The sequence below is a fragment of the Tardiphaga alba genome (genome assembly GCF_018279705.1).
Lineage (GTDB): Bacteria > Pseudomonadota > Alphaproteobacteria > Rhizobiales > Xanthobacteraceae > Tardiphaga > Tardiphaga alba.
On record NZ_CP036498.1, the window covers coordinates 2,529,902 to 2,556,527 of the forward strand.

Here is a 26,626-nt window from a genome sequence, read left to right on the forward strand (position 1 = left end):
GAATGGAGACCGACGTGAAGCGCAATGTGATTCTCTATGTGGCGACCTTCATCGTCATGCTGCCGCTCGATCTTCTCTTCCTCGGCTTCATCGCCAAGGGATTCTTCCAGTCGCAGGTCGGCGACATGCTCGGTGAGGTTCGTCTCGCGCCGGCCATTCTGTTCTACTGCCTCTATATCGGCGGCATCCTGATCTTCGTCAGCGCCGCCAGCGACGCGACCTGGCGTTCGGCCTTGCTCTATGGCGCGCTGTTCGGCTTCTTCTGCTACGCGACCTTCGAGCTGACCTCGCTGTCGCTGCTCAAACACTGGACCTGGCCGGTGGTGGTCGTCGATCTCGCCTGGGGTACGTTCGTCACTGCGACTGCAGGGACGCTCGGACTGATCATCACGGATTGGCTGGCACCGAGGAGCTGACCTCTCCGCCGTCATTGCGAGAAGCGAAGCGACGAAGCAATCCAGAGTCCCAGGCGGGGAAAGAACTGGATTGCTTCGTCGCAAGGGCTCCTCGCAATGACGATCAAAACAAACAAGGCGCCGCGATCATCTCGCGGCGCCTTGTGGTTTCTGCAAGTCGTTCGCAGCGTTACTTCGGCTGCGGTACGATGCGGAGATAGGGCTTCGGCTCCTTCCAGCCGTTCGGATAGATCGTCTTCGCCTCGTCATTGGTCACCGAGCCGGCGATGATGACGTCCTGTCCCTGCTGCCAATCGGCCGGGGTGGCGACGCGATGCTTGGCGGTCATCTGCAGGCTGTCGATGACGCGCAGGATTTCCTGGAAGTTACGGCCGGTGGTCATGGGATAGACGAGGATCAGCTTGATCTTCTTGTCCGGGCCAATGACGAACACGTTGCGGACGGTCGCATTGTCGGCGGCGGTGCGGCCATCGGCGAGGCCGGGCGCGTCGGCCGGCAGCATGTTGTAGAGCTTCGACACCTTCAGCTCGGTGTCGCCGATCATCGGGAATTTCGGCTCGGCGCCCTGGGTCTCGTTGATGTCGGCGACCCACAGCGAATGCTTGTGCACGGGATCGACGGACAGGCCGATCAGCTTCACGTTCCGCTTGTCGAATTCGCCCTGCAGATGGGCGAGGGCGCCGAGCTCGGTGGTGCAGACCGGGGTGAAGTCCTTCGGATGCGAGAACAGCAGTGCCCAGCTGTCGCCGATCCAGTCATGGAATTTGATGGCGCCGTTGGTGGTGTCTGCTTCGAAATCCGGAGCAACGGAATTGATCTGGAGAGCCATGGATAAACCTCATGTCTTGGGAAGGGGCCGCGCCGAGAAGCGTGCGTCGGTTGATTATAGGTAGGCGGCTGCGAGATGGGAACCGGCTCACGAAAAGGACAAGATCCTTCTCCCTTTGATGCGCGCCAGAGCATCGCCTTTCACGCAAGGTCTCTGCGACATTATAGCCTCGGCAATATCAAGTGATGAGATGCCGCGAAGTTGCCGCGGCGGAGGCGCAATGCCGCCGGAGGTGATCGTCACATCTGATCGAACCAAGCAGCGCCCAGGCGCGACTGAATTGCAACGGTTGGGGATAAGGAAACGACCAAATCCTTGTCTTAACCGCTCGTTAATTCGCTCGTGGGATTTGCTGGGTATCCCGAAAAGTGCTGCAAACAGAAGAGTTTGAAATGTCCACCGCTGCCGTTGCCGAGGTATTCGGCGCCCTCGAACCATCCGCCATCGCTGATCGCCGCACTGCGGCAGAGGCGCTCACCGTGGTCCGCGACGGCGTGATCACCGGCGAAGGTCCCACCACAAAGGGCCGTATCCATTTCTCCCGCGCGCTCGACGCCGATGACGCCGCCTGGTGCGCGCGCATTCTCGGTGCGTCGGCGCTCGCCAGCCAGCCGGTCAGCCGCGACGAGGCCGAAGCGCTGTTCGCCATCAACGCCGCCGCGCGCGAGCGCAGCGACGAAGGCCGTTTCGACGATCTGTTTGCCAAGGCCGTCGTGCATCATGCCGCGTCCGCGTCGGGCCTGCCGGTGCCGTCGCGCGATATCGCGCTGTCGCCGGACGTGTCCATCGACAGCTGGGCCCCGACCAAGGCCGTCGGCGTGAATGTCGAGGTGCTGGAATGGATCGCATCGCAGATGCGCGCCAAGCGCGTCAGCAACGCCACCATCATGACGCTGCTCGCCGCCGTCGTCGGCGCCGCCACGCTCCCGCTCGCGCAACTGCCGGCGGTGTTCGACATCGGCATGTAAGTTGGACGACCGGACTGGATACAGAAACGGCGGGGCAGGGCTCCGCCGTTTTTGCGTTGCGTAGTTCCCGTTTTGGGAACATACTTACACGCATGAGGATCATCTCGTGGAATGTCCTTGCCGCCTATGCGCGCTCGCATCCCGAGACAGCATCCCCGCTGATGAGATGGCGGACGCTGGTTCGCGCATCGGTTTGGACGTCCATGGATGATGTTCGATCTGCTGCGCCCGCCGCGAAGGTTCTCAATGGCGAGCGTGTCAGGTTCGAGGTTGCTGGCGGCAATTTCCGCCTGATCGCCGCATTGGATTTTCACCGGCAGATGGTCTTCGTGAAATTCATCGGCACGCACGCTGAATATGACCGGATCGACGCGTTGACCGTGGCCCAATTCTAGGACTGACAGGATGGATATCCGCCTCATTCGCAACGATGACGATCACGCCGCGGCGGTGCGGGAGATCGAACGGCTGTGGGGCGCAGAGGTCGGCACTGCCGATGGTGACAAGCTCGATGTGTTGGCGATGCTCGTGGAGAAGTATGAAGAGGAGCGGTGGCCCGACGGGGACACATCGGATCCGGTTGATCTCCTGAACTACGCCATCGATGAACTCGGACATACGCAAGCGGAGCTTGCGGAACTGCTTGGATCGCGGTCGCGGGCATCGGAAGTGTTGGGGCGCCGCCGCGCGCTGACTGTTGAAATGATCCGTAAGGTCAGTGCGGCCTGGAAAATACCGGCCGAACTGCTGGTCCGCCCCATCCGGTCGGCTGCTTGACGGCATACCAGACAAAGCAGCCCAATCTGGTTTTCATCCCGCGAGGCGGACATCACCGTCTTGCGCCAAGCCCATGAGCCCATGGGCAAAATGAGGTTGCGGCATCGGCCGTTTTGGGCGAAATCCGTGTCGTGGAGAGAACGATCGGCCCAACGGAAAGATTGCGGTGACGCAGCGCCCGGTGACATCGGCATTCAAGGTTTCGCGGCCCCCCGGGCTGCGTGCCGGCGCGCGTCGCGCTTGCCGGCTGCGGATTTGTGACGACCGCCACTCCATGCCACATTGCGCTGCCGGTTTGTCCGGCCCCATCCCGCCTCAAGGTTGCAAGCAAGACAGCTCATGTTCAAAAAAATTCTGATCGCCAATCGCGGCGAGATCGCCTGCCGGGTCATCAAGACCGCCCGCAAGATGGGGATCAAGACGGTCGCCGTCTATTCCGAAGCGGACCGCGATGCGCTGCATGTGGAGATGGCGGACGAGGCCGTGTTCATCGGCCCGCCGGCGGCCGCCGAGAGTTATCTCCTGATCGAGAAGATCGTCGAGGCCTGCAAGAAGACCGGCGCCGAAGCGGTGCATCCCGGTTACGGCTTCCTGTCCGAGCGCGAGGCGTTCCCGCGCGCGCTGGAAGCGGCCGGCATCGTCTTCATCGGCCCGAACCCCGGCGCCATCGCGGCGATGGGCGACAAGATCGAATCCAAGAAGGCGGCGGCTGCCGCCAAGGTCTCCACGGTGCCCGGCCATCTCGGCGTCATCGAGGACGACAAGCATGCGGTGAAGATTGCCGACGAGATCGGCTATCCCGTGATGATCAAGGCGTCCGCCGGCGGTGGCGGCAAGGGCATGCGCATCGCGCATTCGACCGCTGAAGTCGCCGAAGGTTTCAATCTCGCCAAGGCCGAAGCCAAGGCCTCGTTCGGCGACGATCGCGTCTTCATCGAAAAGTTCATCGTCGATCCTCGCCACATCGAAATCCAGGTGCTGGGCGACAAGCATGGCAATGTGATCTATCTCGGCGAGCGTGAATGCTCGATCCAGCGCCGCAACCAGAAGGTCATCGAGGAAGCGCCGTCGCCGCTGCTCGATGAGGCCACCCGCCGCAAGATGGGCGAGCAGGCCGTGGCCCTCGCCAAGGCTGTGAATTACGACTCGGCCGGCACCGTCGAATTCGTCGCCGGGCAGGACAAGAGCTTCTACTTCCTCGAAATGAACACCCGCCTGCAGGTCGAGCATCCCGTGACGGAACTCGTCACCGGCGTCGATCTCGTCGAGCAGATGATCCGCGTTGCCGCCGGCGAGAAGCTTGCGATCGCGCAGAAGGATGTCACGCTCACCGGTTGGGCCGTCGAGTCCCGTGTCTATGCGGAAGATCCGTTCCGCAACTTCCTGCCGTCCATCGGCCGTCTGGTGAAATATCGCCCGCCGGCCGAAAGCCATGTCGAGGGCGGCGTTACCGTGCGCAACGACACCGGCGTGCAGGAGGGCGGCGAGATCTCGATCTATTACGATCCGATGATCGCCAAGCTCGTCACCCACGCGCCGTCGCGCGCTGCGGCCATCGATGCGCAGGCCAATGCGCTCGACGCCTTTTATGTCGATGGCATCCGCCACAACATCCCGTTCCTGTCGGCGCTGATGGTTCATCCGCGCTGGCGCAGCGGCAATATCTCCACCGGCTTTATCGCCGAGGAATTTCCGAACGGTTTTGCCGCCAAGGCGCCGGAAGGCGAGGTGGCCCGCCGCATCGCTGCGGTGGCTGCGGCGGTCGATGCCGTCTATGGCGAGCGCAAGCGCCAGATCTCCGGCCAGATGATCGGCCGTCCGGTGGTGCGCGCAGGCCGCCGCGCCGTCTGGCTCGAGCGTGAGGAAGTGCTGCTCGATGTCGCCCGTGACGGGGACGTCGTCACCGTGGCTTTCGTCGATGCCGATGGCAAAGCCGGCACCGCGCATCGTGTCGTGTCGTCCTGGAAGCCCGGCGTGCCGGTATGGGATGGCACCATCGACGGCCATCACGTCGCCATGCAGGTGCGCCCACAGGCGTCGGGCATCCGCATCGCGCATCAGGGCTTTGAGGTCGCGGTCAATGTCTATACCGAGGCCGAAGCCACCGCCGCGCGCCTGATGCCGATCGGCGTCAAGGCCGATACCGGCAAGAAGCTGCTCTGTCCGATGCCGGGCCTCGTGGTCTCGATTGCCGTGACCGAAGGTCAGGACGTCAAAGCCGGCGAGACGCTCGCCGTGGTGGAGGCGATGAAGATGCAGAACGTGCTGCGTGCCGAACGCGACGGCACCGTCAAGAAGATCCATGCCGCTGCTGGCGCGACGCTGGCAGTGGATGCGCTCATCCTTGAATTCGCGTGACGACGTTCCGGCAACGCCGTTACGGATTGCGGGCCATTCTGGCCGGCGATCGCTGTGTGCGTCCGGGATCGGTCTATGACGCGATCTCGGTTCGCATCGCCGAAGACCTCGGCTTCGAGGTCGGCATGTTCGGCGGATCCGCGGCATCGCTCGCCATTCTCGGCGATCCCGATATCGCGCTGATCACGCTGTCCGAGCTCACCGAGCAGATGCGACGCATGTCGCGCGCCGGCTCCCTGCCGGTGCTGGTGGATGCCGATCACGGCTACGGCAATGCGCTCAATGTTCGCCGCACGGTGGAGGAACTGGAAGCCGCCGGCGCCTGTGGCCTCACCATCGAAGATACGCTGCTGCCCGCAGCCTTCGGTGAGGCGAAGGCGCAGGTGATCTCGGCGGAAGAGGGACTCGGCAAGGTCAAGGCCGCGCTCAACGCCCGGCAGGATCCGGCACTCGTGATTGTCGGCCGCACCGGTGCAGCATCGATCACCTCGCTGGACGATGCCATCGCGCGTGCCAAATCCTATGAAGCGGCCGGCGTCGATGCGATCATGTTCACGGGCCTCAAGAACCGCGCTGAGCTGGAAGCAGCGAGCAAGGCGACAACGCTGCCCATCGTGCTCGGCACGCCCAGCGACGACATGATCGACTGGGATTTCCTCAGCGCCCAGCGCGTCCGCATCTGCATTCAGGGCCATGCCCCGATCTCGGCCGCGATGGCCGCCGTGCATGCGACGCTGAAAGCCGTGCGCGACGGCGCCGGGCCGAAGGAGTTGAAGAACCTCGCTTCGGCCGAACTGATGCAGAGCGTCACCCGCGGCGCCGAGGTGAAGCAGCGCGGTGTCGATTTCCTCGGGCTGAAAAAGTAATGCCGAACATCATCCGCCATGTGATCGTCACCGGGCGGGTGCAGGGCGTCGGCTACCGCGCCTGGACCGGCGATCAGGCGATCCTGCTTGGCCTGCAGGGCTGGGTGCGCAACCGCCGCGACGGCAGCGTCGAAGCGGTGTTTGCCGGGCCGAAGGATGCGGTCATGGAGATGATCGAACTGTGCCATCGCGGCCCCCGCCGGCGCGGGTCGATCATGTCGTGCCAAGCGACGCACTGCCCGACATGCTCAAGCTGCGCATAGGCGGCGAGACGTTCTCGCAATTGGGAACGCTCTGACCGCCGCACCGATGTCGTCAGAACCGATAATTCAGGCCGATCTTGAGTGAGTGTGCGCCGAGGGAGCTTGATGCCTCACGTTCCTTGACCACGTTGGACGCGCCGGTGTGGTTGACGTTGCCATAGATCGGTTCGTCGTAAGGCTGGCATCGGTAGTCGCTCGGGTCGATATTCGTACAATAGTCGATCACGTCGGGATCGCCGGGATATTGATCGGGCAGACTCGGCATCGGCGTCGCGCCCACCTGTTCGATGCTCGAATAGGCTCGTCCCGTTCCTGCGCGCGCATTGCGGAACTGGGCCGACTTCTTCGGGAAATGGACGTAGCCGTATTCCGCCTTGATGGACCAGCGGTCATTGATCGCATATTCCCCGCCGAAGCCGACGGTGAATCCCGTGCGTGTCATCGACAGCTGCTCGACTGCAAACAAGTTGGTGACGTTTCCGTCGGGCGCGGCCGAACCCGCGACATCGGAGCGATACTGGTCGCGCGACTGCGTTTCATGGGCGACGGCAACGCCGCCGGTGGCATAGACAAGCAGGTTGTTGTCCAGCGCATAGCCGACCCGTGCCCGCAATGTGGACAGCCAGTCGATGTCGTAATGCATCTTCGCTTCGAGATTGCCGGTACCGGCCAGTCCACCCTGGGTGATGAAAGCGGACTGCTGGCCCTTGAACAGCGATCGGCTCCAGTCCGCCTCGAGGCCGACGACCATGCGGTTGGCGAACTGGTAGTTGAAGCCGACCTGGCCGCCGAACAGCAGGCTGCGCAGATCCTGATTGGCGGATTCGGCCGGTGAGATGCCGTTCGTCGAACCGTCGAGATCGGTGGTAATGCCCTGCAGCTGCGCGGCGCCGGAGCCGACATGACCGCCGGCATAGAGACCCGTCCAGTCGGTTCGGCCTGCCGTCGCACCGCTTCGTCCGGACAGCGTGTGCCATCGTGGCAGCGGATCGGAATTGCCGAGTGTTCCGGTGAGGGTTGCATAGAAGGTGCGGCCCGGTCCGGGCTGCTGCACGAGGCCGAGCGGATCGACATAATATTGATCGAGCAGGTTCTCGACACGAATGCCGGCGGTCCAGGTCTGGTTGATCTTGTAGTCCGCGAAAGTGTCGATCAGCCAGTAGGGGCGCCAATCGACCAGCGAGATGAACTGGCCGAGCCCTTGCGACGTTGCCTGGCCATGCGCGATGGCGCGCGGGCCGATATAGGTCGCGCGTCCGCCGATGGTCAACGCATCGTCGAGCAGTTTTTGCGACACGGTGACATTGGCTGAGTATTTCGGCGGAATGAAATTGGTCGCGAAGTCGCCATAGAGCGATCGGCTGTCGCAGCTGCGCTGCCGCTGGCAATAGGCGACGTCGAGATAATAGTTCGCGCCGGCGTCGATGGTGAAGCCGTTGTTCTCATAGCGGGATGACAGTTCGAGGCCGGCAAACTTCGCCCGGTCGATGTTGAAGATCTGCATGCCCTGGGTCCCGTCGGGCAGTACGGTGAAGGCTCGGGCGATATAGTCCTTCACGTCCCAGTTGAAATACTGGAACTTGAGCATCGCCTTGTCGCCATGGGCCATCACGCCATCCTTGACGAGATTGGATCCGATTTCCCAGTTGCTGGCGCGTTCGGGGCCGACATTGGGATTGGCGGTGAGCGAGAAGGCCGACACCGACTCGGCCAGGCTCGGGAAGCGCAGCGCGTTGGAATAGTTCACATAGAACTGAGCGCCCTTGACGGGTTCGATGGTGACGCCGGCCGAGGGGCTGAATCCGTCATCCGTGCGGTTGGGCTTCACATTGATGGTGTTGATATTGGCCGGGATGGCGCGGTCGTGCGAGCGGGACATGGAATAGCGCAGGCCGCCATTCAGGGTCAGCCAGTCGACGGGATTGTAGGCGACCTTGGTGAAGGTCGCTGCCTCGTGTCGCTCGCCGTCGCGCGGTGTGAAACCGGCGTCGAGGACGGACGCATAGGGCGTCGGGTTGGTGTCCTCGCTCAGATAGGACACACCATAGGTGAGGGCGAGGGCGCGGAAACTGTCGAGCGAAAAGCGCGAGGTGTTGGTGGCGTCGGCGCCCCACATCTGGGCATCCGATCCCGTGCGATGCGTGGCAGGCAGGCTGATCGATTCCGGCGTGATGAGGCTTCTGCCGCGTCGCGGATTGCGCAGTTCCAGATAGGTCATCCACATATTGGCCTTCAGGTCGATCAGCGCGTTGTCCGACGGCTTCCACTGATAGCGCGCCGTTAGCGTATCGACCTTGGCGCCGGCCGTGTTGCCGTTCTGCTGTGCCTGGCTGCTATTGGTGGGAAGCAGCGATGCGATGAGGTCGCCCGCTTCGCTGCGGAAACCGGAATAGCCGAACTGGATCGACTTCTCGTCATCGAAGCGCAGCGTCGCTTTCGTCAGCCACGACTGCGTCTCCATCTGGGTATTGAGCACTTCCTCGCCGGGGCGATAATTCGCCAGCCCGGCATTCTCCACATAGCCGGGATAGTTCGGCCGCGGCCCGGTGTTCACCGGCTGTGCGGTCTCGCCTTTGGAGCCGGCAAAATAGTTGCCGCGCTTGCGATAGGCATAAGCGGCAAGGAGGTCGTAGCCTTCCTCGCGCACGGCCACGACGGCACTGCCTGAGCCATTGGTGGGCTCCAGGAAGCCCGGTCGGTCGAGACCGGTCGGCGATGCCGTCACGATCGGCTGGCCGCCGAAGATGTTCTGCATGTTGTAGCCGGCCACGGCGCCGGGGACAAGCGTCGCGGAGTTGGTGCCGAAGCCGCCCTTCACACGGACACCCCAGTTGTTGCCGGGCTTGATGATGTCGTCTGCCGACAGGGTGCGCATGGCAACCGATCCGGCGATGCCACGCGATGCGGCGTCCGATCCCTTCTGGATGTCGATGCCTGCGAGCAGGTCCGGATCGACGAAGGTGCGGTTCGAAACGCCCTGATAGCCTTGATACACCGAGGTCGCGTTCTCCGCGCCGTCGACGGTGGTGGCGACGCGTCCAAAACCCTGCATGCCGCGGATGTTGACGTCGATCGAACCTGCGCCGTTGCGGGATTCACCCGACATCACGCCGGGCGTTCCGCGAAACATGTCGGCGGGACTCGAGCCGCGGAAGCGTTCGATGCTTTGCTCGGAAATATGCGTGACCGGCGCCGGCGTCTGATAGGGCGCATCCGACGACGACACCCGTGCGCCCGACACTTCGATCGTGTCGAGCTGGATTTCTCCATTGGCGGCGCTGACGGCGCCGCTGGCGGAGGAAGCGTCGTTCGCGGAGATCACCACGGTGCCGGAGTCGCTGAACCGGAACTGCATGCCCGTGCCTGACAAGAGCTGCGAGAGCGCCTGGTCCGGCGTCAGTGTACCGGACACGCCGGGCGACGATCGTCCACGCGCTGCCGCCGAACTCACCGACACCTGCAATCCCGATTGCCGTCCGAACTGCGTCAGCGCGACAGCCAGGGATTGCGCGCCGATATTGAAGTTCTTCTGGGCGAGTGTTGCACTCGTCTGCTGTGCATGGACCGGAACAACCGTGCCGGACAGCACCAGCGCTGTCGTTGCAAACAGGCATCCCGCGAGCATGCCGCTTGCCGACCGATTGTTATTCACACTCATTTTCTGCAATCCCCAGCACATGCATCGGGGACATCGCCGCGCGATGATCAGCGTGTCCCTAATGAAGGGACGAAGCAGGCGGGCGTATTTTCAGAAAAGTCGTGCGCAGCTTTGACGCAGCACAGCCAGTTGCTCAGTTTCGATAGACGACCGTGAGCCAGGGGCTAATCTGGCGGACCGCGCCGCCATTCGCTTCCGCAACGGCACGCAATGCTGCGAGCGGATCGTTCAGCTTGAACACGCCGGTGACGCGCTCATGGCCTAGCCCCGCATTGAGCACGACGATCTTGCCGCGATAGTAGCGCCGGATTTCATCGATCATATCCGCGACCGTCTCATCAGTGACGATCAATGTCCCGCTGCGCCATGATCCCGCAGCATCGGCGGCGCCGGTGCCGCGTTCGATGGCGGTGCCATCGGCCACACGCGCCCAGTCGCCCGCACGCAGCACGGGCCCTGCGTCCCTGGCGTCATCGGCGCGTGCGACCGCGACGCGTCCGTGATTGACGGCAACTGCCACGCTGCTGGACTGCATGCGCACGTCGAATGCAGTGCCGAGCACGGTCGTCTCCACATCGCCGCTCACCACCGTCATCGGCCGGTTGCGATCGGGGGCGACGTCGAAATAGGCCTGCCCAGACAGCAGATGAATGCGTCGTCGCTCGGGCGCATAAGCAAGCTTGATGGCGCTGTCGGCGCCGAGATAGACGGTGCTGCCATCTTCAAGACGGATCTGGCGCGTTTCGGCGGTGCCGGTGCGATGATCGGCACTGAACCAGATCATGACCACGGGCAGATAGGCGATGCACAGGCATGCGGCGATCAGACCGATCGCGGTCGCCGTCACGCGTCGCCCGCGGGGACGCGATGCCGCCCGCATCGTTGCGCTGGCAGATTGGCGCCCGCCTTTGCGTTGTTGAGGCTTGGATTCCGACGCAGCAGGCAAGTCACCCAATGCGTCCCACGTGCGCTCGGCCTCCTGCCATGCGCGTTCGTGGGCGGGGCTTGTCGCGCGCCAGATGCGCAAGCGCTCCTGCAAGGCAGCGTCGCCCGGTTCGTCCCGACTGGCGATCAGCCAGTGCAGGGCGTCCTGCGCCAATGTCTCGTTGTCCTTGTCGCGCGGAATCGTCGTGGCTCCCCGGAATATTTCGTCGTCGCACCATGAGCTGAGACCCGATGGAACGGCGCCGTTCACTTATAGAACGAATGAGGGGACTGATCTTTCAGAATGACGCGCCGAGGTCGTCACGACCTCTTGGCGAGCGCGCGCCGGCAATGATCCAGGCCCTCATAGACGAGGGTATGGGCCAGGGCCGTGGATATTCCAAGATGCTGCGCGATGTCCTTGAGCTTCCAGCCCTCGAAACGGTGGAGTTCAAGGGCGATCCTGGTGCGCTCCGGGAGTTCGGACATGGCCTTGTAGACAAGGCCGAGGTCCTCGCGGGAGGCCAGCTGGCGCTCGAGGCCGGGCCGATCCTCGGCAATCGCTTCGGTCTCGGCCCCGTTCTCGAAGATCCGGCGCTCCAGCGACAGGCGCCGCGTCCAGTCGAGCGCGAGATTGCGGACGATGCGGCGCAGATATCTGAGCGGCTCGGCGATCGGATGTTCGATGGCCGGCGATCGCAGGCGGAGGAAGGCTTCCTGCACCACGTCCTCGCCGCGCGAGCGGTCGCCCACGATTGCCGATGCATAATCGACCAGTTCGCGACGATGCGCGAAGTACAGATCGAAATTGTCATCGACAATGCTCAACGGCCACGCCCCACCAAACGCGATCAGAAGCGCGCGACGCGCCAGCGCATGTCGGGCAAGCCATGCCATCCGAGCCGATGGCGCGTTGAACGGATCGCCTGAACGATGAAGCGATAGCCCGCGCAAATACCGATTTCAACGCCGGTAATCTGGAGCACCTCTAAGTGCTGTCTGTGGCCTGTAGGGTAGGCAAAGCGGCTTGTCCGCCAGCGCGCGAAGCGCGATGGCGGCAGCGTGCCCACCTTCACCAGCCGTGTGGGACATGGTGGGCACGTCGCTACGCTCCTTTGCCCACCCTACAGACCCCACGCCGTCACATCGGCATCGGCGTCCTGCATCTCCCCGAACACCTCACCGAATGCCTGCTTCAGCGCGACGTCCACATCCGTCATGGTCACGGGCAAACCGAGATCGACCAGGCTCGTCACGCCATAGCGGGGATCGACGACGCCGCATGGCACGATCGCATTGAAATGCGAAAGGTCCGGTTCGACATTGATGGCGATGCCGTGAAACGAGACCCAGCGCTTCAGCCGCACGCCGATGGCGGCGATCTTGTCCTCGAAGCCCGCGCCCTTGTCGGGCCGGTTCACCCAGACGCCGACGCGATCTTCGCGCCGTTCGCCTTTCACATTGAAGGCAGCGAGGGTGCGGATGATCATGTCTTCCAGTGCCGCCACATAGGCGCGCACGTCCGGCCGCCGCGCTTTCAGGTCCAGCAGCACATAGGCCACGCGCTGGCCGGGGCCGTGATAGGTGATCTGGCCACCGCGGCCGGTTTCGAATACCGGGAATCGCGCGTCGAGCAGGTCGTCGTCCTTGCCCGAGGTGCCCGACGTGTAGAGCGGGGGATGTTCGAGCAGCCAGACCAGTTCCGGCGCCTCGCCATTGGCGATGGCGGCGGCCCGCGCTTCCATGGCGGCGACGGCCTCGGGATAGGGAATCGGTGCGTTTTCGATCCGCCATTCCACGGCATGGCCGGGGGCGCCGCGCGAAAACGGTGTCAGATCGAGGGTTTGGCGGTCATTAACCATTGGCTAACCATAAGCGTGCTGATCTCGGGGACCGTTTAGCACGCATGCGTGCAGTTCCTTAACTGGTGACCGTGGGGCCGACGTGCCAACCCTCGACAAGATTTCCGTAGACATCATGGTCGTGCTCGGCACCACCTCGATGCCCGTCCATCAGGTGATGCGCCTCAGCCGCGGCGCCATCATCGAGCTCGACGCCACAGAGCAGGACGAGGTGAAGATTCTCGCCAACAATCTGCCCGTCGCGTCAGGCGCCGTGATGGTCGATCGCAACCGCATTGCGGTCGAGGTCAAGCAGATGCTGCCGCGCTCACCGGATCGGCGCTAACCGGGCGTCCATAAAATTCCCCACAGAGATGGTGAGGGAACGCGGTTCAGGCCTTGTGCCCCCATCATAGGTTTGTTACATCGGCGCCGGTCGAACCGGCCGGGCGATTTGCCCCGCCGGTCATTTCCAGCGCTCGTGGCGGAATTGGTAGACGCGCTGCCTTGAGGTGGCAGTCCGTAACAGGGTGAAGGTTCGAGTCCTTTCGAGCGCACCAGTTCCTCGTTTCTTCGGAAACGGTAGGTTATTGAAAAGGCTCCGGAAATCTCCGGAGCCTTTTTCATTTCTGGAGATTTTGTTAGTTATCGTGCTACAATCCGGGATACAAAACGTGTTACACGACCCCGGAGAGTGCATTGGTTCGGCACGATAATTTTGACCGCTTCCTAAAGATCCGTGACGGTAAATATCACTATTATAGGCGAGTTCCGCAGGCCGTTGTGAACCTCGATTCCCGCGCGCCGTTCGTGCGCCAGTCGCTGAAAACGGACGATCTCGCCAAGGCGCGGGCGAAGCGCGATATCCTCGAAGCCGCCGATAACGAATATTGGGCAGCAATGCTGTCCGGGACCGAGCAGAAGCTGGCCTGGGCGAATTACAACGCAGCCCGGAGGCGAGCGGAAGCGATGGGCTTTCGGTACATGCCGGCCGGCGAAGTGGCGGGCCTATCACTGGAAGAGATCCTAAGGCGCGTCCAAGCCATCAGCGACCCCCGCACGCCAGTTGCGACAGAGGCTGCCATTCTCGGCGGCGTGGAGCGGCCGAAGGTCAAGGTGACCGATGCCTTCAAAATCTACTGCGAAGAGATTGCGGCCATCGAGATCGCCGGCAAGAGCGAAGAACAGAAGGCTTCGTGGAAAAAGGTCAAGGGCTACGCCGTAGACGCCTTCAACGAAGTGATGGGCGAAGACAAACCGATCGAGGAGATCACCCGCGACGACGCCAAAAAATTCCACGAACACTATAAGGCGCTCATTGCGCCATCGCAGAAGGGCGCCAAGCGTATGTCGGTCTCCCTTGGCAATCGACGGGTCGGCGATATGCGCATTCTCCACGGCCGGTACTTCGAGCATATCAATGCCGAAATACCCAACCCGTTTGAGGGGCTTAACTTCCGCCAGAAGTTCAAGAAGCGCCGCATTCCATATCCGATCGAGTTTGTCGGCGACATGCTCATGAGGGGCGCGTCACTCGCTGGACTCAATGACGAGGCCCGGCACATTGCCCTGGTCTGCATCGAGACGGGCGCGCGGCCAATCGAGATTCGCTATCTGCGGGAGGAGCGAATCAAGCTTCACCATCAGGTGCCGCACATCCTCGTCGAGCCGTCATTTGACCCCGACGAGCCGCACGAGGTGAAGACTGTCTCGTCGGTCCGCCGCATTCCTCTGGTCGGGGTGGCGCTCGAAGCGATGAAGCTGCATCCAGACGGTTTCCCGCGCTACCGAGAGTCCGGTAACGCGCTGTCCCAGACCGTGAACAAATATCTGCGAGAGAACAACCTTCGGCCGACTGGCAAGGAAACGCTCTACTCGTTCCGGCACACTTTTGAGGACCGGATGAAAGAGGGGCGGGTCGATGACGAACTGCGCAAGATCCTGATGGGCCATGCGATCGACCGCGAGCAGTATGGCTCGGGCGGCTCGTTGAAGCTTTATCGCGAGGAGCTCTTGAAGATCGTCTATCCGTTTGATCGGGCCATCGTCTGACCCGGATGCGTAAAGCGGCACAACCCAGATCGATCGGATCGAGTTCGAATTCAAAGTGATTCGTTCGCATCGTTTTGAGGACTTCACGCTGAGCTCCAGTGTCGCGCAGTTCATCCGCATCGAAAATTATGTGCGAGTTTCTTCATGAACGACTGGAAGGAGTGCAGTCATCATCACGGGGGCAGCTGCCGCGCTCTGTGTCAGGCAATCCCGATCGCCACGTGCTTGCGTGTCGCTAGCGAAGCGCTAGCAGCCTACGATTTGACCCTTGGCGATCTCGCGAGATGAGCACGTAATCGGCGCAATGTTCGAGACTATCATTCAGCGACGCGAGTGATGGCAAAATCACTTCGGGCTTGTCTTATCATATTGATATTGCGCTGGAATATTCATTGTATAGCGCTTGGCTAGCGAAACGCTAGCAAGCTGCTAGCGCGATGCTATGCCAGAGACAGAGAAGAGACAGAGACAGAGACAGAGAAAGAGAAGAGACATAGACAGAGGGGATAAACCCTTCGACGCATCGATGACGCGCCGCTTGTACATGGTCGTCGAGAGCTGCCTTGTTGTTGATAAGCTCGCTTGGCGATCTGGCAACGCCACTACGATCGGTCTATGTGGGAATTGTCTCCCGCGCAGGACGTGCGGCAACCTTTTGCAAGGGTGTCGTACGTCATGAATGTTTCATTCGAGCCAAAGTATTGCGATCAAGTCATCGGTGTCGCGGCCACCGTATCCGACTCAGGTCTCAAGGGCGCAAGGCACGCTTGGAAGTTCGCTCAAGAAATTCGTTTATCGGGTGTTGAAGACGTAAGCTCGTTGGGCGACGTCGATTTTGGAGAGCGCGGCAGAGGACAGACTTTCGGCTGCGCGATTGCAGTCCGAGCACCGGGAGTTTTTCTTGCGATCAAATTGGCGCAGTCGGATCCGGCAATCAGCAATGCAGCGAATGTTACGATAGAAATTTCAGCCGCGAATTTAGGTGCCACTGAATCTCGGATATCGAAGGCGGCTGCCGAGTCAGCAGGTATCGGCGACCGGGCCTTTGCGCCACCCGGGAATTTGGTCAGCGAAGGCGTAGCAGATCAACCGCGGTCGATGAGCGACGCCCGGGCGCTACCTTCCGGGGCCGCACAGCACGAGGTGATCCGACAGGGCACCTCAACGAGGGTGATCTCTCCAATCGCATCTGCGGCCTTCTTGGGTGACCGGAATGGGGCATTCGCCAGACGACACGCATCTCGCCTAGAGCCGCCACCAGCTTCGACAATGCGCCGTCGCTTGGGCTTAATCGAGACTATCGCGTCGAGTCGGAAAACGGCCTCTCTGTCGGGCAGAGCTTATCAGTGATGGCGCGAACACCAACAATACGCGACATCGAAGCCGCGCTCGACCGACTTGCTCTGGCAATGCAGCGCGCCGGCAAGAACGGTCCAACATATTTGCCGATTTTTGATCGGCTAGAATCTGAGCTCGCTGTGATTTCTGCGACTGAGGATCGCATGGCTCGCGTTCGCAGGCGGCTCGCGAAGCCCGCGAACACTGAAGAGCGCGTTTGATCTGGCTGCGGTTGAGCAACGCAGACCGCTTTCGGTTGCTGATCGATAGTCGCGAGGAGGAGGCGTTGCAGCCCTCCTGGACTAGTTCCGCCATGTCGGCGGCAGGGCCGCGGGTATAGCTGCCAATTCCGCGTTCGCCAAGATTGCCGACGTCACGAGCTTTTGCCGACGATTAGTGCGACGAACGCCCGCAGGTCGCTCAGCATCAGGTCTGGCTCCTCCCAAGCGGCGAAGTGGCCGCCCGACGGCATGTCGCTCCAATGCACGATGTCGTAGGTCTTCTGTGCGAAGGAACGCGGCGGCGGGATGAATACGGGGTCGGGGAAGGCGGCGACGCCGGTCGGCACCTCGATGCGCGTTCCAGCGGGAAACTTGTTCGACTTTTCGAGGCGCCTGCCGTGATAGATCCATGTCGCGGTGACGACCGAGGACGGCGCGACGTAGAGCATGATGTTGGTGAGCAGCTCTTCTTCGCAGAACTTGCTCCAGATGTCCGGGCGGCCATCGGGCGCCACCGGGAGATCGGCCCACTTGCCGATCTTCTCGAGCATCCAGCCGGCCGCGCCGACGGGGCTGTCGGCCATCGCTGCGCCGAGAGTTTGCGGGCGCGTCCCCTGCTGGTGACTGTAGCCGCTCTCCAGCTCCAAGAGTTCGTCCCGTCTGGCGACGAATGCCTTTTCCGCGTCGCTCGTCGGTGCGACATCCTCCGCGTGGAGGTTGACCATGTTGAGGTGAATGCCGAGCAGCGCGTCGGGCCAGTCGTGCGCCATCCACGCGGCGATGGCGTTACCCCAATCCCCGCCCTGGATGATGAAGCGCTTCGCACCGTAAAGCTCGCCCATCAGCCCGTTCATCAACGCCGCGGCCCGACGAGGCCCGACGAGGCCGGTGATCGGCTTCGAGAAGGCGAAGCCCGGCAGTGACGGGACGACGACGTCATGACCGTCCGCCACCAGCGGCTCCAGCAGCGGCTCGAACTCGAGATACGAGCCTGGCCAGCCGTGCAGGAGTAGAAGCGGCGGCTTCGAGCCATCGTCCTTCAAATGCACGAAATGCAAGTGCTCGCCGTCGATATCCGTCATGAAATTCGGAAGCCGATTGAGGCGCCGCTCGACGGCACGCCAGTCGTAGACATCCCGCCAATAGGTGACGAGCCGCTGGAGGTCGGCGACCCCGACGCCCGATCGCCAACCTCCCGCGTCGGGAAGCTCGCTCCAGTCGTAGTCGGCAACCTTGCGCGCGATGGTCGCGAGCCGGTCGTCGGAAATCTCAATCTTATAGGGCGTCGCCATCGCCGTCTCCTCGCTCCGCTGCCGCTTGCCGCGTAACGCCCGTTGGCCGCTTGAAAGGCCGCCGCCGCGGCATCCGAATGCTTGCTGCATCCTCTCGCGTGACACAAAGTTAACTCGTCTTACCGGGCCACGCATAGCCAGCGAGCTGACGTCGCACCTTGTCCATTATGCCGGAACGCGTTCCGCTCTGCGCCGTTCACCCTTCGTCCAATCAAGACGCGTGATCGATGAAAGCCAAGCTTGTTTCCGCGGATGATGGCGTGAAGACCCATGTGGTCGTGCTGGAGACCGGCGAAGAGGCCTTCGCAGCCCTCACGACCTACGTCAATGATGCGGGTATAGCTGCGGCCTCGATCACAGCGATCGGCGCGTTTGAGCGGGCGACGGTGGCCTATTATGAATACGAGACCAGATCTTACAAGGAGATCCCCTCAAAGAGGCCAGCGAGGTACTGAGCCTGCTGGGCGATGTGGCAGTGGGGGATGATGGCAAGGCGGGCCTGCACCTGCATGCGGTGCTGGGTCTCGTCGATGGATCGGTCCGCGGCGGCCATTTCCTCAAGGGCACCGTGCGGCCGACCCTTGAAGTCATCGTGACCGAGACGCCGGCATGTCTCCGACGCAAGAAGCGTGACGATCTTGGCATCGCCCTGATCGATCTGAAGGACAGCCGCTAAGACGTGCGCGTTCCCTGGGGAACACGTCACGTTTAAAACGGTTCTACGGGCCACGAGAGAGCGAGGCGCCCGTGACACAGATTGCACAATCCCGACTTCCAATTTCCCTGACCGTCAACGGAACGCAGCACGCGTTCGAGATCGAGCCTTGGGTGACGCTGCTCGATCTACTGCGCGAGCGGCTTGCACTCACGGGCACCAAGAAGGGCTGCGACCAGGGGCAGTGCGGCGCATGCACCGTGCTGGTCGATGGACAGCGTATCAATTCGTGCCTGTCGCTCGCGGTGTCACGCGATGGCGCTGAGGTCACGACCATTGAAGGGCTGGCGCAGGAAGGCGAACTGCATCCGCTGCAGGCCGCCTTTATCGAGCGCGACGCCTTCCAGTGCGGCTATTGCACTCCGGGGCAGATCTGCTCAGCCGCGGGGCTCCTCGCAGAGGGGCATACCCACACGCGGGCCGAAATCCGTGAACATATGAGCGGCAATCTGTGCCGATGCGGCGCCTATACTAACATCGCCGACGCGATCGAGGATGTGCTGCAGCCACGCCTCGCCATGAGGGAGGCCGCAGAATGAACCGTTACGACTATGTCAGACCCGACACGATCGCAGACGCCATCGCAGCGCTGAACAACCCGGATGCCCGCGCACTGGCCGGCGGCACCAATCTCGTCGATCTCATGAAATATGACGTGGCGCAGCCAGCGCTGGTCGTCGATATCAACCGGCTGCCGCTCAAATCGATCGATATTTCCGACGGTGAAGTGCGTATCGGCGCGCTGGTCAGCAATTCGGAGCTGGCTTGGCATCCCGAGATCCGTGCCCGCTGGCCGTTGTTGTCGAGTGCAATCCTAGCGGGGGCGTCGCCGCAGCTTCGCAACGCTGCCACCACCGGCGGAAATCTGTTGCAGCGAACGCGGTGCTATTATTTCTACGATCCGTCAACGCACTGTAACAAGCGTCAGCCGGGGAGCGGTTGTTCCGCGATCGGTGGCGTCAACCGCATACACGCCATTCTAGGCGCGAGCGACCAGTGCATCGCAGTCCATCCGTCGGATATGTGCGTGGCCATGGCGGCGCTCGATGCGACAGTGAATGTTGACGGCCCAGATGGGCGACGATCGATCCCATTTTCAGACTTCCATCGCCTGCCGGGCAGTGAGCCGGACCGTGACAACACGCTGAAGCAGGGCGAGCTGATCACATCGGTCGCCATCCCGGAAGCGGACTTCGGCACCCACCACACCTATTTGAAGCTCCGTGATCGGCTGTCCTACGCTTTCGCGCTGGTTTCGGTCGCAGCGGCGATGGACATTGAAAATGGTGTGATCAAGGGGGCCAGGATTGCGCTGGGCGGCGTGGCGCACAAACCTTGGCGTGATGTTGACGCCGAGCGATCGCTGCGTGGTGAGACGGCTGAAACCCGCGTTTTCGACGCGGTGGCCCAGCGCATCCTGCATGATGCCAGAGGTCAAGGTGAGAACGATTTCAAGATCGATCTCGCTCGTCGCGCTGTCGTCCGGGCGCTCGAACAGGCAGCTGCGGGAACGCCGCAGGATCAGGCCAACAAGTCGATTCAATAAGGAAGCTGCGATGTCCGTGATCGAAAGCATGCATGTGGGACGTCCCACCAGCCGCGTCGATGGCCGATTGAAAGTGACGGGGCAGGCGCAATATGCCGCTGAATATCCGGCCGACGATCTGCTTTACGGTCATATCGTCGGCAGCACGATCGCCGCCGGGCGGATCGTCTCGATAGACCTCGCCGCGGCGCGGCGTATGCCGGGTGTCGTCGAAATCTTCACTCATGAGAACCGCGGCAAGGCGGCTTGGATGGATCGTAAATGGCGCGACGAGGTGGCGCCGCCCGGACATCCGTTCCGCCCGCTGCATTCCGATCGCATTCTGTTCGATGGCCAGCCCGTGGCGTTGGTAATCGCAGACACATTTGAGGCCGCGCGCGATGCGGCATCGGTGATTAAGGTAGCTTATGACGTAGATCCCCATTCTACCGAGCTCGAACGCAAGCGCAGCGAGGCCTACGTTCCTCCCAAGAAGCGCAGTGGAATCCCGCCGCCGCCAGATCCGCGCGGGGATGCCGAGCAGGCGTTCGCCGATGCGCCTGTGAAGATCAGCCGGGACTATCGCGTCAATCCTGAACATCACAATCCGATGGAAATGTTCGGCACGACTTGCGTCTTCGAGGGGGACGGCAAATTCACCGTCTATGACAAGACGCAGGGGCCGCAGAATACGCAGGCCTATATCACGTCGGTCTTCGGGCTGGGTAGCGACGACGTCCGCGTGGTCAATCACTACGTTGGTGGCGCCTTCGGCGCGGCCTTGCGCCCGCAGCAGCAGGTATTCTTCGCGGTAATGGCAAGCCTCGAATTGAAACGGTCCGTCCGTGTGACGCTGACGCGTGCACAGATGTTCCATATCGGCTACAGGCCTGACACTTATCAGACTGTGTCGCTGGCCGCAGGCCATGACGGCCGACTCCAGTCAATCATGCATGACGCGGTGGCGGCCACCTCGCACTATGAGGACTATCAGGAGGCCGTCGTGAACTGGTCCGGCATGATGTACCACTGCGACAACGTCAAGCTCACCTATCAACTTGCCAAGCTCGACACCGCAACACCCTGCGACATGCGCGCCCCGGGCGCCGTCATCGGCGTTGCGGCATTGGAGTGCGCGCTTGATGAATTGTCCTACGAGCTCGGCATCGATCCGCTGGAAATACGTCGCATCAATTTTGCCGAGAAGGACGAGAACACCAACAAGGAATTCACCTCGAAGGCGCTGATGGCCTGTTACCAGGAAGGCGCCGCGGCCTTCGGTTGGGAACGCCGCCAGCCGCAGCCTCGGGCGATGAAGGACGGACGCGAACTCGTCGGGTTGGGCGTTTCGACCGGTATGTGGGATGCTTTTCTGCAGAAGGCGCAGGCCAGTGCGACCCTCAAAGATGATGGTACGCTGGAAGTGGCAACCGCGGCGTCCGATATCGGGACCGGGACCTGGACGATCCTGACACAGATCGGTGCGGAGGCTTTCGGGCTGCCACTGGAGGACGTACGGGCGCGGATCGGCGAATCCGATCTGCCGATGTCTCCGGTGGAAGGCGGCTCATGGACCGCGGCCTCGAACGGCTCCGCTGTGCAGGCCGCCTGCGATGCCCTGAAGCAGTCGCTGTTTAAGCTGGCAGCCAAAATGGCGAATTCGCCATTGGCCGATGCACGCTTCGAAGACGTCGAGGTGCAAGGCCGCCGGATATTCCGCCAGGATGATCCGGCGCGCGGCTTGGCTATTGCCGAAATCATGCATGCGGCGGAGCTGAGCGAACTCACCGAGCAGGGCAAGGTGAGCCCAAGCCTGATCCAGATGATGAAATATATCAGCTACACGCATTCCGCCGTCTTTGCGGAAGTCCGCGTGGACGAGGATCTTGGCATCGTCCGCGTCACCCGTGTGGTTTGCGCCGCAGCGGCAGGTAAGATCCTCAATCCGAAGACAGCGCGTAGCCAGATTCTTGGCGGCGTGGTGATGGGGATCGGCATGGCTCTCCATGAGGAGAGCATGACCGATCATCGGCTTGGCAAGATCATGAATGCCAATTTCGGGGAATATCACATTCCCGCTCATGCCGATGTCGAGGATATCGAAGTCATCTTCGTGGACGAAAAGGATGACAAGGTCAGCCCGATCGGTGTCAAGGGGCTCGGCGAGATTGGCATCGTTGGGACAGCCGCAGCCGTCGCCAACGCAATCTATCATGCAACCGGAAAGCGCGTGCGCGATTTCCCGATCACCATCGACAAGATCCTGAACGCGCCGCAGCTATCGTAAGGAGATGCATATGAGCAAGGAAACGCCGAAGGACGATCCCCGGCAAAAGACCGATTGGGGCAGCAGCAAGCAGACCGAAGAGCCCTGGAAAGGTCCGCCGGAGAAGGATCAGTTCGATCCCAAGGAAAAACCGGATCTTGAGAAATGGAAAGACACCAACACGCATTAGGCAAGAAGCCCCCTACGGCGGGCACAGTGAGCTAAGGGAGCACAATGATGGGACAGGAAATTGTCTATGGGCTCGGCGCCTTGGTTCTATTGACGGCACTTATCTATGGTGTGCTGCAATATCGTTATCGCAACCGTGCCGCTGTACGCGCTGGCGACCAGATCGTTGAAGCGCGTTACAAAAACGACGACGTTTAGTGACAGCTCGAAGGAGCTCCTCATGACCGACCGCGAGCACGATAATATGACCGGCCTCGGTTCGTCCGAGACCTATGACGCGACCAGGCAAGGGCGACGGCAGCTGGATGACGGCAAGCCGCGTCGGAGCGAAGAGGACATGCAGCGCGCGCAGGTTGGCCCGCGCGGCGTGCTGGGACAGGAAGATCCTGCCAGAATGGTACCTCAGCGCAAAAAGAAGACGCCGACGGATGTCGATCCTGGACACACGGCCTAGCGGACGCAGGGAGTTCTGGATCAGGCAATCGCCGTTGGCTTCGGCGGATAGGCGGTCCGTGGATGACGGTCGTGCAGCGCGGTCGCCAGTGAATTTGCGATCACGCCATCGTCGCTGGCGGCAGCCTTGAACAGGAGTTCCTGCGCCTCGGCCGGGAGCTCCGGCCAGACTTTCACGGCGGCGCGTCCGAGCAGGCCGGCGATTTGCAGATCATCCATGAAAGTCGTCCATCAGGCTAGGTACGTATCGCGCATGAGATTGATCAGGTATTGACCGAAAGGCGCACTGGCACGCCCTTGGCGGCTGGCGTCTTGGATTGTCGGTCGTGATACCATAGCGGCATGAGAGGATTGGCTTCGGGATAATAGGTGCCAAGGCAACCGCTAGGCAGATCGAATGGGGTGACGACAAGGCCGTCGAGACGGCGGGCAACGCCGTCGTCCGCGTCGGAGACAAGTCCTACGCTTTGCCCGGCTTTGAGATTATGCGCGACAATGTCATCCGGGCACATCAACAAGATATCGCGCGTGCCCTCAATGCCGCGAAGGCGGTCGGAAAGACCGTAGATGGTGGTGTTGAACTGGTCATTGGAGCGCATTGTGATCAGACGAAAGCGGCCGGGACTGTCGGCGAAGCCGACGGAGGTCAGCGAAACAGGTCGGGTGAATTCGGCTTTGCCGGATTCGGTCTGCCAAACTCGGTCCCGAACTTTGTTGCCGCGATAGAAGCCACCCGGCGTGAACAGGCGCGCGTTGAAATGCTTGAACTGGTCGGGGTAGGTTTCCTCGATCAGGTCGCGAACTTTGCTGTAATCGCCGGTCCAGTCTTCCCACCTGACGGCCTGGTTAGGCAGCAGCGTCGCCTTGGCAAGTCCGGCGATAATGGCGAGCTCCGACCGTAGGGTGTCGCTGGCGGGGTTACGATGGCCGCGCGAGCCATGGATACAGCTCAGAGAGTCTTCCATGGTCACCGTCTGTACGCCAGTGTCCTGGGTGTCGATCTCCGAGCGCCCGAGGCACGGCAGCAGATAGGCGACGTGGCCGTTGATCAGGTGGCTACGATTGAGCCGGGTGGCGATCTGCACGGTGAGCCGCATGTTCGGCCACGCGGCTTCCATCTGTCCGCGTTCGGGAATGGCGCGCAAGAAGTTGCCGCCCAGCCCGATAAATGCCCGTACGCTGCCGTCGATGACGCCTTCGCAGGTTTCCACCGTATTGCGACCCTTGTCGCGCGGTGCGCTAAAGCCGAAGCGTTGCTCGAGCTGGTCAAGCGGGACGAGTTCGGGCTTCTCGGAAATGCCAACGGTGCGTTGCCCTTGCACATTGGAGTGGCCGCGCACTGGTGAAATGCCGGCGCCGGGCCTGCCGAGATTGCCGCGCAGCATGAGGAGGTTGACCAGCATGCCGATCGTGTCGGCGCCATGGTAATGCTGAGTCACCCCCATGCCATAGACACCGATGACATTCCGCGCCTTGCAATAGATGTCGGCAGCGGCAGCGAGATCGGCGCGGCTGAGCCCGGACTCGCGTTCGATGTCGTTCCACTTGGTCGCATTGGAGAGCGCGATGAAGTCATCGAAGCCTTTGGTATGCGCCGCGATGAAGTCGCGGTCGAGTAAGCCGCCGTCTGAGGTAGCGTCAGTAGCCAGCACATGTTTGACCATGCCCATGATCGCCGCGATATCGCCGCCGGGACGGACCTGAAAGTACAGACTCGACAGTTTCGTCGGAGCGCCGATGGTCATCTGTACCGGGTTCTGCGGATCGACGAATTCGATCAGTCCCTTTTCACGGACCGGATTGAAGGTGACGATTTTGCATCCACGCTCAACGGCATCTTTCAGCGTATGAAGAAAGCGCGGGCTGTTAGAGCCGGTGTTCTGACCGAAGAAGAAGATCGCGTCACAGCGCGAAAAATCGTCGAGCGTGCACGTACCGACCGGCGATCCGATCACCTTCTTCAGACCCACCGATGTGGTCTCGTGACACATGTTGGAGCTGTCAGGCAGGTTGTTGTGTCCGTACAGGCGAGCGAACAGCGCATAGAGATAGGATGTCTCCAGGCTGGTGCGGCCGGAGGCATAGAACACAGCTGACTTCGGATCGAGCCTCTTAAGCTCCTGCCCGATGGCATCGTAGGCTTCGTCCCAGGCAATCGGGACATATTTGTCGCTCGCCCCATCTAAACGCATGGGATGGGTGAGGCGTCCGGCCTGTTCGAGATCGAAATCGCTCCAGTCGCGCAATTCAGTGACAGTATGTGCGGCAAAAAATCGCTGTCGCAGCGGCGGCTCGTAAGTTCCCACAAAGTCGCCTTAGCGCCGTTCTCGCAAAACTCCAGCGGATGTGGATGTTCTGGCTTGGTCCAGGCGCAGGATACGCACATGAAGCCACCAGGCTTGTTCTGACGGGCGAGCGTCTCAAGCGCGGCGGGTGTTGCCCATTCCTTACCAAAGACGCTAACGATGCCGCGCAGCGATCCCCACCCGCCAGCGGGGCCGTCATAGGCGATTTCGTCCGGGCGCTGATCTCTTACATCGGGCCTGCTCACAGCGCGTCCTGTCGCGATGCGCCCGTGGCCGGCGCGAGCGACGGCGATGATGAAGGTTCGTGGAACGGGCAGCCATTGAAGCGCGCCCGAAATTCAGCCGAGTGGCGATAGGGCGCACGTCGGGCGCGGTTGATATTGCCGAGCGGTTGATGGGCAGCAAGGCCGGTCCAAACGCTGAAGCGCATCTCTTCATCAACAGCCTGCACCATCTCCGGCGCCCAGCTGTCCTGGGGAGCCGCGCGAATGATGGCGACGCGCTGGAACGGCGCCTCGCTCTCGTCCCAGGGGACGGTGGGATCCTCGACCGGCTGCCTGTCCGGATCACGGCAAAGTTGCACGCGAAATTCCCATGTACCGTCGATCGATTGCATCTCCCGCTGCACGGTTTCGCGGATGGCATTCGGGCGATCCGATGCATCGATGATCTTGCCGGTACGACCGGTCAATGACGACGAAACCGGCACGATGGAGAATTTTGCGATGTAGTCGCCATAGCGAAACGGCGTCGCGCTGTAATAGGTCTCGCCGAGGGGATCGACATTCGGCGCTCCCCCGAGCGAATTGATCGCAGTGCTTTCGATGCCGACGGTGCCTAGTGCTGCGCTGACGTTGCGGAGCAGGGCGGACACGGTCTGCTTGGTGCCCTCAAGCCGATCGGTAGTTTTTGCCAGCAATTTTAGATTGGTGAGAAACTTGTCGGCTGTCGGCGTCTGGAAGACCGGGCCGTTGACCATCACGAAATCCTGCGTCCTGCCATCCGCGCCGGGGAGCCTTTCGCCCGGCACCTCCAGCACTTTCACCGCAATACCTCGGGCAGGCTGATGTTGTCGGGGAGGATGTCGCCGGCATTGGTGGACAGACGCATGAAGACCTGATGGCGCCCGGGTGCTGCAAACAAGCCCTGCGCGAGTTCCGCCGAAAGTCCGTCATCGATGATCATCTCGCCAGCGAGAAAGCCGTGAGCTTTTGCGTGGACTGATCGAACCGCATGACCATAGTCACTGGACGTGCGATCAAGGATGATGTCGAAGGTGTCGATCAGGCATTGAATCACTTCCTGTTCGTCAGGCTTGATATGCTCGATATCAGCGGTAAAGAGAACGGGTGGACGTAGACTCATCGGT

23 protein-coding genes, 1 tRNA gene and 3 pseudogenes are annotated in these 26,626 nt (G+C 61.7%); 17 read left to right on the forward strand and 10 right to left on the reverse strand.

From position 1 onward, the window contains the following. Positions 1–14 precede the first annotated feature (14 nt). Positions 15–416, forward strand: coding sequence for a DUF2177 family protein (locus tag RPMA_RS11800; protein ID WP_211912975.1), 402 nt, complete (start codon positions 15–17; stop codon positions 414–416). Positions 417–585: 169 nt separating this feature from the next. On the opposite strand, the gene RPMA_RS11805 is transcribed toward RPMA_RS11800, so the two are convergent. Further along, positions 586–1,245, reverse strand: a complete 660-nt coding sequence (locus tag RPMA_RS11805) for a peroxiredoxin (protein ID WP_211912976.1) — start codon at positions 1,243–1,245, stop codon at positions 586–588. A gap of 392 nt (positions 1,246–1,637) precedes the next feature. On the opposite strand from RPMA_RS11805, the gene RPMA_RS11810 reads away from it, so the two are divergent. The 6 genes from RPMA_RS11810 to RPMA_RS11835 all read left to right on the forward strand — a co-directional run bounded on the left by RPMA_RS11810 (position 1,638) and on the right by RPMA_RS11835 (position 6,477). After that, a complete protein-coding gene (locus tag RPMA_RS11810) occupies positions 1,638–2,213 on the forward strand; it encodes a hypothetical protein (RefSeq protein WP_211912977.1) in 576 nt (191 codons plus the stop codon). A gap of 92 nt (positions 2,214–2,305) precedes the next feature. Further along, positions 2,306–2,608: a type II toxin-antitoxin system HigB family toxin gene (locus RPMA_RS11815; RefSeq protein WP_211912978.1), complete on the forward strand. Its 303-nt coding sequence runs from the start codon at positions 2,306–2,308 to the stop codon at positions 2,606–2,608. A gap of 10 nt (positions 2,609–2,618) precedes the next feature. Next, positions 2,619–2,990: a helix-turn-helix domain-containing protein gene (locus RPMA_RS11820; RefSeq protein ID WP_211912979.1), complete on the forward strand. Its 372-nt coding sequence runs from the start codon at positions 2,619–2,621 to the stop codon at positions 2,988–2,990. A gap of 339 nt (positions 2,991–3,329) precedes the next feature. Continuing rightward, positions 3,330–5,348: an acetyl-CoA carboxylase biotin carboxylase subunit gene (locus RPMA_RS11825; protein WP_211912980.1), complete on the forward strand. Its 2,019-nt coding sequence runs from the start codon at positions 3,330–3,332 to the stop codon at positions 5,346–5,348. Further along, entirely contained in the window at positions 5,345–6,214 is an 870-nt protein-coding gene (locus RPMA_RS11830) for an isocitrate lyase/PEP mutase family protein (protein ID WP_211912981.1), read from the forward strand. Before RPMA_RS11825 ends, RPMA_RS11830 begins: the two co-directional genes overlap by 4 nt. Further along, positions 6,214–6,477, forward strand: a complete 264-nt coding sequence (locus tag RPMA_RS11835; RefSeq protein ID WP_328516576.1) for an acylphosphatase — start codon at positions 6,214–6,216, stop codon at positions 6,475–6,477. The genes RPMA_RS11830 and RPMA_RS11835 overlap by 1 nt, the downstream gene beginning before the upstream one ends. A gap of 52 nt (positions 6,478–6,529) precedes the next feature. On the opposite strand, the gene RPMA_RS11840 is transcribed toward RPMA_RS11835, so the two are convergent. The 5 genes from RPMA_RS11840 to lipB form a co-directional block, all read right to left on the reverse strand. Next, a complete protein-coding gene (locus RPMA_RS11840; RefSeq protein ID WP_211912982.1) occupies positions 6,530–10,135 on the reverse strand; it encodes a TonB-dependent receptor domain-containing protein in 3,606 nt (1,201 codons plus the stop codon). Between the two features lie 133 nt (positions 10,136–10,268). Then, positions 10,269–11,330, reverse strand: a complete 1,062-nt coding sequence (locus RPMA_RS11845) for a FecR family protein (RefSeq protein WP_211912983.1) — start codon at positions 11,328–11,330, stop codon at positions 10,269–10,271. A gap of 50 nt (positions 11,331–11,380) precedes the next feature. Then, complete coding sequence (locus tag RPMA_RS11850) at positions 11,381–11,887, reverse strand: sigma-70 family RNA polymerase sigma factor (RefSeq protein ID WP_211912984.1); 507 nt, start codon at positions 11,885–11,887, stop codon at positions 11,381–11,383. 23 nt (positions 11,888–11,910) lie between these two features. After that, positions 11,911–12,129: a hypothetical protein gene (locus RPMA_RS11855; protein ID WP_211912985.1), complete on the reverse strand. Its 219-nt coding sequence runs from the start codon at positions 12,127–12,129 to the stop codon at positions 11,911–11,913. A 54-nt stretch (positions 12,130–12,183) separates the two neighbouring features. After that, positions 12,184–12,921, reverse strand: coding sequence for a lipoyl(octanoyl) transferase LipB (gene lipB / locus RPMA_RS11860; RefSeq protein WP_211912986.1), 738 nt, complete (start codon positions 12,919–12,921; stop codon positions 12,184–12,186). A gap of 82 nt (positions 12,922–13,003) precedes the next feature. Here lipB and RPMA_RS11865 point away from each other — a divergent pair, with 82 nt between their 5' ends. From RPMA_RS11865 to RPMA_RS11875, 3 genes are all read left to right on the forward strand, one after another. Then, on the forward strand, positions 13,004–13,246 hold the full coding sequence (locus RPMA_RS11865; RefSeq protein ID WP_211912987.1) for a FliM/FliN family flagellar motor switch protein: 243 nt from the start codon (positions 13,004–13,006) through the stop codon (positions 13,244–13,246). A 129-nt stretch (positions 13,247–13,375) separates the two neighbouring features. Continuing rightward, a tRNA-Leu gene (locus RPMA_RS11870) sits at positions 13,376–13,460 on the forward strand. A gap of 223 nt (positions 13,461–13,683) precedes the next feature. Continuing rightward, positions 13,684–14,952, forward strand: coding sequence for a site-specific integrase (locus RPMA_RS11875; RefSeq protein ID WP_249225641.1), 1,269 nt, complete (start codon positions 13,684–13,686; stop codon positions 14,950–14,952). 1,711 nt (positions 14,953–16,663) lie between these two features. Here the strand turns inward: RPMA_RS11875 and RPMA_RS11880 are convergent. Continuing rightward, positions 16,664–17,803: an epoxide hydrolase family protein gene (locus tag RPMA_RS11880; protein ID WP_211912989.1), complete on the reverse strand. Its 1,140-nt coding sequence runs from the start codon at positions 17,801–17,803 to the stop codon at positions 16,664–16,666. Positions 17,804–18,030: 227 nt separating this feature from the next. Between RPMA_RS11880 and RPMA_RS11885 the strand changes: the two are divergent. From RPMA_RS11885 to RPMA_RS11915, 7 genes and pseudogenes are all read left to right on the forward strand, one after another. Further along, positions 18,031–18,479: pseudogene (locus RPMA_RS11885) on the forward strand (PPC domain-containing DNA-binding protein). A gap of 71 nt (positions 18,480–18,550) precedes the next feature. Then, complete coding sequence (locus RPMA_RS11890; protein WP_211912990.1) at positions 18,551–19,057, forward strand: (2Fe-2S)-binding protein; 507 nt, start codon at positions 18,551–18,553, stop codon at positions 19,055–19,057. Further along, positions 19,054–20,064, forward strand: a complete 1,011-nt coding sequence (locus RPMA_RS11895; protein ID WP_211912991.1) for an FAD binding domain-containing protein — start codon at positions 19,054–19,056, stop codon at positions 20,062–20,064. The genes RPMA_RS11890 and RPMA_RS11895 overlap by 4 nt, the downstream gene beginning before the upstream one ends. A 10-nt stretch (positions 20,065–20,074) precedes the next feature. After that, the gene (locus RPMA_RS11900) at positions 20,075–22,330 is read left to right on the forward strand and encodes a xanthine dehydrogenase family protein molybdopterin-binding subunit (RefSeq protein ID WP_211912992.1); all 2,256 of its coding nucleotides are present in this window, start codon (positions 20,075–20,077) and stop codon (positions 22,328–22,330) included. Positions 22,331–22,340: 10 nt separating this feature from the next. Continuing rightward, positions 22,341–22,499 carry a hypothetical protein gene (locus RPMA_RS11905; RefSeq protein WP_211912993.1) on the forward strand — a complete coding sequence of 53 codons (159 nt, stop codon included), beginning with the start codon at positions 22,341–22,343 and terminating at the stop codon, positions 22,497–22,499. A 44-nt stretch (positions 22,500–22,543) separates the two neighbouring features. Beyond that, positions 22,544–22,696, forward strand: coding sequence for a hypothetical protein (locus RPMA_RS11910; RefSeq protein ID WP_211912994.1), 153 nt, complete (start codon positions 22,544–22,546; stop codon positions 22,694–22,696). Between the two features lie 22 nt (positions 22,697–22,718). After that, a complete protein-coding gene (locus RPMA_RS11915) occupies positions 22,719–22,952 on the forward strand; it encodes a hypothetical protein (RefSeq protein WP_211913881.1) in 234 nt (77 codons plus the stop codon). 20 nt (positions 22,953–22,972) lie between these two features. On the opposite strand, the gene RPMA_RS11920 is transcribed toward RPMA_RS11915, so the two are convergent. The 3 genes and pseudogenes from RPMA_RS11920 to RPMA_RS11930 all read right to left on the reverse strand — a co-directional run bounded on the left by RPMA_RS11920 (position 22,973) and on the right by RPMA_RS11930 (position 26,622). Further along, entirely contained in the window at positions 22,973–23,170 is a 198-nt protein-coding gene (locus RPMA_RS11920) for a hypothetical protein (RefSeq protein ID WP_211912995.1), read from the reverse strand. A gap of 44 nt (positions 23,171–23,214) precedes the next feature. Further along, a pseudogene (locus RPMA_RS11925) lies at positions 23,215–25,502 on the reverse strand (FdhF/YdeP family oxidoreductase). Next, positions 25,499–26,622 (reverse strand): annotated as a pseudogene (locus RPMA_RS11930) (catalase family protein). Before RPMA_RS11930 ends, RPMA_RS11925 begins: the two co-directional pseudogenes overlap by 4 nt. Positions 26,623–26,626 lie beyond the last annotated feature (4 nt).